Consider the following 5,891-nt stretch of genomic DNA (forward strand, 5'->3'; position numbering starts at 1 on the left):
GACTTGATTTTGACGAGGAATTTTGCAAAAGTATCGATTTTCTGTGGATAACTTTGTTGACATCCCCGGCCCGGCTGATCGCCCAGGGGGAGCAGACCGCCCCCGCCACCATCTGCCGGCGATGGGGAGAGTTTAAAAAAATCCATATGAATCAATGATCTATCAAAAATGCGGTGAATGCTGCCCAAGGCGTGTCATGCCAGGTCGCATGCTGCGCCGCATCAAGCGGCTTGTGCATAAGTGCATCTGCGTCGGCCTTGTCAAGAGTCCATTTTGTGCTAGGGCGGGCAGCGAAGGTCGGGCAATTTCTTCAATGGGCAACGCAAGTGCTTGATTTGACGAGGATTTTGCAAAAGTACCGATTTTCTGTGGATAACTTTGTTGATATCACCGTCCGACCGGCCGCCAAGCCTTGAAAACACGTGGTTTTGTTACATTGCCCGGAAATTCGGCAAATTCTGCGAGTCCTTATGAATCAAAGACTTACCAGCGCCGCTCCATTGTTTTGAGACGCATCAAAAAAAATTTCCAGGAAGGCCACCCGTGCGCCAACCTGGTGCGCGCGGTGTGCATAACTTGCTCGCCGGCATTGCCCCTGCTGTCAAGGCCTGTCAAGGGCTTTCAAGCCTGGCGCAACGCGCGGGAATGGCGGTGCACCGTTTCCACGAGGGCCGCCACATGCTCCGGGGGCGTGAACTGGCTGATGCCGTGGCCCAGGTTGAAGATGTGCGTGGGGCCGGTGGTGGTCCGGTCGGTGTGGGGGGCGCCGAAGCTGTCGAGCACGGCGCGCGTGTGCAGCGCGATCTGCTCGGGCGGGGCAAACAGCACGTTGGGGTCGATGTTGCCCTGAAGCGCCTTGCCGGGACCACCCACCGCGCCGCCGACCAGGGCGCGTGCACGGGCCAGATTGGCCGTCCAGTCCAGTCCGAGCACCTCGCAGTCCAGGTCCTTCATGGAGTCCAGCCAGAGCGCACCGCCCTTGGTGAACACGATGCGTGGCACGTCGGTGCCGTCCACGCCGGTGCGCTGGAGCTGGGCCAGCACGCGCTTGGTGTAGGCCAGGCTGAAGGCCTGGAAGGCGCCATCGGCCAGCACCCCGCCCCAGCTGTCGAACACCATCACGGCCTGGGCGCCCGCGTCGATCTGCGCGTTCAGGTAGGCGGCCACGGCGTCGGCGTTGATGGCCAGGATGCGGTGCATCAGGTCGGGGCGGCTGTACATCAGCGTCTTCACGAGGCGATAGTCGTCGCTGCCCTTGCCCTCCACCATGTAGCAGGCCAGCGTCCAGGGGCTGCCGGAAAAGCCGATCAGCGGCACGCGGCCGTCGAGCGCGCGCCGGATGCTGGTGACCGCATCGAACACGTAGCGCAGCTTGTCCATGTCGGGCACGGCCAGGGCCGCCACGGCCGCTTCGTCGCGCACCACGTGGGCGAAGCGCGGGCCTTCGCCCTCGGCGAATGACAGGCCCAGGCCCATCGCATCGGGCACGGTGAGGATGTCGCTGAACAGAATGGCCGCGTCGAGCGGAAACCGCTCCAGGGGCTGCAGCGTGACCTCGGTGGCGTAGTCCACGTTGGTGGCCAGCCCCATGAAGCTGCCCGCCCGGGCCCGCGTCGCCTTGTACTCCGGCAGGTAGCGGCCGGCCTGGCGCATCAGCCACAGGGGGGTGTAGTCGGTGGCCTGGCGCCGGCAGGCGCGCAGGAAGGTGTCGTTCTGGAGGGGGGCGAAGCTCATGCCCCTGATTGTGGCGTAGCCGCGGGGCCGGGTTTTTGCGCCAGGTCCATGCCCGGCCCCGGCGGCCGGTTCATCCCTTTCAATCCGTGGCCGCATCCCCCAGCAGCCCCGCCGCGCCGGCCTCGGCCAGCCGGGTGACCAGGGGGTGGATCACCTTGCGCGCGCTGTAGATCAGGTGAAAGTGCTCGTGCACGTCCGCCGTGGTGCCCACCGGCTCCAGCCCGTAGGTGCGCTGCAGGTGCTCGCCCAGCAGCAGGGGCGCCGGCATCACGCCCATGCCGGCGGCGGCGAAGGTGCTGAGCAGGGCGCTGTCCTCGAACTCCCCGGCCAGCCGGGGGCGGATGCGCTCTCGCTCCAGCCAGTGGTCGATGCGCGCGCGCAGCGCGGCGTGGGCCGTGGGCAGGATCACCGGCACCACGGCCAGGCTGTGCGGAAAGTTCTGCGAGGCGGCGCGGGCCCACAGCGGCGGCGCATACCAGCCGATGGCGCTGGTGCCCAGCAACTGGCTGGTGGTGCGCAGGGCGGGGTTGGGCGGGGCGGAGCGGTCGGCCAGCACCGCATCGAGCTTGTGCAGCGCCAGTTCGGCCAGCAGGGGCTGGAATTCACCGTCGTGGCACAGCAGGCGCAGGTGGGGCTCGTCCAGCACGGGGGTGAGCAGCCGGTGCACGGCCAGCTTGGCGATGCCGTCGGAGATGCCCAGGTTCAGCCGCACCGCCTGCCCGCTGGTGGCCTCGCGCACGCGCAGGGGCAACTGCTCGCCCAGGGCGAAGATGTGGTCGGCCTCGTGCAGGGCCGCCACGCCGGCATCGGTCAGCACGAGGTTGCGCCCTTCGCTGCGCAGCAGGGCCACGCCCAGGTCCTTTTCCAGGGAGCGCACCTGGGCGCTGATGGTCTGCACCGCCATGTCCAGCCGTTCGGCCGCCCGGGCCACGCCGCCTTCCTTGGCGACCACCCAGAAGTAGTACAGGTGGCGGTAGTTGAAGCTCTGGCTCATGGCGGGGCGGGCGGTGGGGAAAATGGAATGGTTCGGAAAAACCGAAGCAATGGTACCGGGAAGGCATCTTCTTTTCTGGCTGCGGCGGCCCCACAGTCCGGTTCGTTCTCCCTCCAATTACTTTTCCAACAAGCCATGAACCACCTGCAGCCCGTTTCCCTTGCGCCGCCTTCGGCATTCCCCCAACCGCCGTCGCCGCACGGCTTTCAACCGATCGGAGGCTAAAGCCATGGAAACCATTGGAACCTGGTGGATGTGGGCGGGTTTTGCCGTCTTCGTGGTCGTCGCGATCGGGATCGACCTGCTGGTCATGGAGCGCCAGGGGGCGCACAAGGTGACCACCAGGGAGGCCGTGGGCTGGAGCGTGCTCTGGTTCTCGCTGGCCTTCGTGTTCGTCGGCATTCTGTGGTGGTATCTCAACGGCTCGCAGGGCCGCGAGGTGGCCAACACGGTATCGATGCAGTTCATCACCGGCTACCTGGTGGAAAAAAGCCTGTCGGTGGACAACATCTTCGTGTTCCTGATGCTGTTCAGCTACTTCGCCGTCCCGGCGGAATACCAAAAGCGTGCGCTGATCGTCGGCATCATCGGTGCCATCGTGCTGCGCACCGTGCTGATCCTGGCCGGTGCCTGGCTTCTGGCCACGTTCCACTGGCTGCTGTACGTGTTCGGCGCCTTCCTCGTCATCACCGGCGTGAAGATGTGGCTGGCCGCGGGCAAGGAGCCCGACATCGCCACCAACCCGGTGCTGAAGTTCCTGCGGGGCCGCATGCGCATCTCCGACACGTTCGACGGCGAGAAGCTCACGACGATGATCGGCGGCGTCAAGCACTACACGCCGCTCTTCGTGGTGCTGGTGCTGATCGGCACGACCGACATCATCTTCGCGGTGGACAGCATTCCCGCGATCTTCGCCATCACGAACGATCCGTTCATCGTGCTGACCGCCAACATCTTCGCCATCCTGGGGTTGCGGGCGCTGTACTTCCTGCTGGCCGACCTGGCGAGCCGCTTCCACCTGCTGGCCTATGGCCTGGCCCTGGTGCTGGTGTTCATCGGCGCGAAGATGCTGCTGATCGACCTGTACAAGATCCCGATCGGCTATGCGCTGCTGGTCACCGCGGGCCTGATCGCCGGCTCGGTCGCTGCCTCGCTGTGGACCTCGCGCGGCCAGCCCCGCGAAACGCCCGCCTTGCCCCACGACCCCCGTTGATCAATCAGCCAAGGAGAGCCCTGCCATGTCCATGATCGAATTGATTTTGCTGTGCCTGCTGGCGACCCTGGTCATCACCACGTTCCTCGGCTGGCGCGCGGGCAACGAGCGCCGCGATGTGGGGCTGCTCGCGGGCCTGACCGCGCTGTGCGGCGTGGGCGCCGCGACCGCGCTGGTGGTCTGAGCGCACCACGGCACGCGGCCCGCCCGGGGCCGTGCTGCCATGCCCATTGCCGGCGGATGGCAGACCCGTCGCCGGGCCCGTCGCCGGCTTATGCCGGCGATTTGTATTTGATCGAGCAGCCGTAGGGCTGCGTGGTGGGCACCGCGATCGGCTTGCCCGCCAGGGCGTCGGCCAGGCCGGCCTTTACGTAGTTCGTGGCCTTCGGGATGTCGGCCGGGCGGGCCGAAGGAATGCTGTCGATGCCGCCCGCATACACCAGCGTGCCCTTGGGATCGACGATGTACAGGTGCGGCGTGGTGCGCGCGCCATAGGCATGGCCGGCGGTGCCTTCCTCGTCCAGCAGCAGGGCGGTGGGCACCGCCTTGCGCTCGGTGAACCAGGCGGCCAGTTGCGCGGGGGCCAGGTAGTCGCTGCTGGCCTTCTCGGTGGAGTTCACCGACAGCCACACCACCCCCTGGTCCACCGCGCCCTTTTGCGTGGCCGGCAGGTTGCCGCTGTCGTAGTGCTTGCGCACGAAGGGGCAACCCGGGTTGGTCCACTCCAGCACCACGTGCTTGCCCTTGAAGTCCGACAGCCGCACGGTCTTGCCGGTGGCGTCCTTCAGTGCGAAGTCGGGCGCGGGCTGGCCCACGGTGGCCGCCGCCTGGGCAGCGCCCGTGGCGAGGAAAAGGCAGGCGAAGAGGGTCCGTCGAAGCATGGCATTTCTCCTGTCGAAAGAACGAACGGGGCCGGGGCCCCCGGGGCGGCCCAGTGTCACCGAGCCTCCAGCGCGTCGCCACCCAAAACCCCCGTGCCGGCAGGGCGATGGGGCGCCTGCTGAACGAAGCGCTTACAGGCCGGCGAGGGCCGCGCGCACTTCCTGCACGCCCAGAATTTCCGACAGCACCACGGGGGGGCGGCCCGGCGCCTGCAGCACGTACACCGGCACGCCGCTGCGCCCCAGTTGCGCCAGCGCGGCGGTGATGGCGGGATCGCGGCGCGTCCAGTCGGCGCGCAGCAGGGCCACGTTCTTGGCGGCGAAGTCCTTCAGTACGTCCTCGTGCGCCAGGGTGGTTTTCTTGTTGTACTGGCAGGTCACGCACCAGGCGGCGGTGTAGTCCACGAACACGGGCTGGCCCTTGGCCACCAGTTCCTCGGGCAGGCCGGGCTGCCAGGGGCGCCAGCCGCTGGCAGAGGGCACCGCTGCGGCCGAAGCCGGCACGATTTCAAGCACTTTTGGTGCCCATGCCGTAGTCAAATATGCCAGGAGTGCTATTGAAATAGGAGCAATTGCCCAGCGGCTGCGCCCGGCGAGCGTGAGTGCCCAGACCGCCATGCTGAGCGTGACCAGCAGCGCCAGCAGGGCCGCCGCGCCGTCGATGCCGCTTTGCTGGCCCAGCACCCACACCAGCCACACCACGGTGGCGAACATCGGGAACGCCATGAACCGGCGCAGCGTGTCCATCCAGGCGCCAGGGCGGGGCAGGGCGCGCGCCACCGCGGGCACCCAGCTGGCGGCCAGGTACGGCAGCGCCAGCCCCAGGCCCAGCGCGCCGAACACCGCCAGCGCCTGCGCGGCCGGCAACGTGGCCGTGAGGCCGAGCGAGGCGCCCATGAACGGCGCGGTGCAGGGCGAGGCCACGGCCACGGCCAGCACGCCGGTCAGGAAGGCATCCACCGCCGGGTGGCGGGCCTGCAGGCTGGCCACCGAACTGGGCAGGAAGCGCCCGAACTCGAACACGCCCGCCAGATTCAGCCCGATCACGGTGAACAGCGCCGCCAGCAGG

Annotated in this window: 7 protein-coding genes; 2 read left to right on the forward strand and 5 right to left on the reverse strand. The window is 67.3% G+C overall.

What is annotated here, in order from left to right; genetic code table 11:
- The 3 genes from AC27IQ_RS17890 to AC27IQ_RS17900 form a co-directional block, all read right to left on the reverse strand.
- Positions 1-188 (reverse strand): hypothetical protein (locus AC27IQ_RS17890; RefSeq protein ID WP_487090265.1); only part of this gene is annotated, 188 nt, incomplete at its 3' end.
- A gap of 433 nt (positions 189-621) precedes the next feature.
- Positions 622-1,734, reverse strand: coding sequence for a uroporphyrinogen decarboxylase (gene hemE, locus AC27IQ_RS17895; protein WP_487090266.1), 1,113 nt, complete (start codon positions 1,732-1,734; stop codon positions 622-624).
- A 79-nt stretch (positions 1,735-1,813) separates the two neighbouring features.
- A complete protein-coding gene (locus AC27IQ_RS17900) occupies positions 1,814-2,728 on the reverse strand; it encodes a LysR family transcriptional regulator (RefSeq protein WP_272566855.1) in 915 nt (304 codons plus the stop codon).
- 229 nt (positions 2,729-2,957) lie between these two features.
- Between AC27IQ_RS17900 and AC27IQ_RS17905 the strand changes: the two genes are divergently transcribed.
- Complete coding sequence (locus tag AC27IQ_RS17905; RefSeq protein WP_284431367.1) at positions 2,958-3,941, forward strand: TerC family protein; 984 nt, start codon at positions 2,958-2,960, stop codon at positions 3,939-3,941.
- A gap of 25 nt (positions 3,942-3,966) precedes the next feature.
- Positions 3,967-4,125, forward strand: a complete 159-nt coding sequence (locus AC27IQ_RS17910) for a hypothetical protein (protein ID WP_284431368.1) — start codon at positions 3,967-3,969, stop codon at positions 4,123-4,125.
- Between the two features lie 88 nt (positions 4,126-4,213).
- Here the strand turns inward: AC27IQ_RS17910 and AC27IQ_RS17915 are convergent, their stop codons facing one another.
- Positions 4,214-4,822 (reverse strand): thioredoxin family protein, encoded by a 609-nt coding sequence (locus AC27IQ_RS17915; protein WP_284402446.1) that lies wholly within the window; start codon positions 4,820-4,822, stop codon positions 4,214-4,216.
- 132 nt (positions 4,823-4,954) lie between these two features.
- On the reverse strand, positions 4,955-5,891 hold a 937-nt coding region (locus AC27IQ_RS17920), incomplete at its 5' end, for a protein-disulfide reductase DsbD family protein (RefSeq protein WP_487090267.1).

The organism is Acidovorax sp. KPB24-07, from assembly GCF_057543315.1.

Excerpts from the sequence above, each read along its gene's own strand:
- hemE (WP_487090266.1), bottom strand. The coding sequence starts at position 1,734 with ATGAGCTTCGCCCCCCTCCAGAACGACACCTTCCTGCGCGCCTGCCGG.
- AC27IQ_RS17900 (WP_272566855.1), bottom strand. The coding sequence starts at position 2,728 with ATGAGCCAGAGCTTCAACTACCGCCACCTGTACTACTTCTGGGTGGTC.
- AC27IQ_RS17905 (WP_284431367.1), top strand. The coding sequence starts at position 2,958 with ATGGAAACCATTGGAACCTGGTGGATGTGGGCGGGTTTTGCCGTCTTC.
- AC27IQ_RS17915 (WP_284402446.1), bottom strand. The coding sequence starts at position 4,822 with ATGCTTCGACGGACCCTCTTCGCCTGCCTTTTCCTCGCCACGGGCGCT.
- AC27IQ_RS17910 (WP_284431368.1), top strand. The coding sequence starts at position 3,967 with ATGTCCATGATCGAATTGATTTTGCTGTGCCTGCTGGCGACCCTGGTC.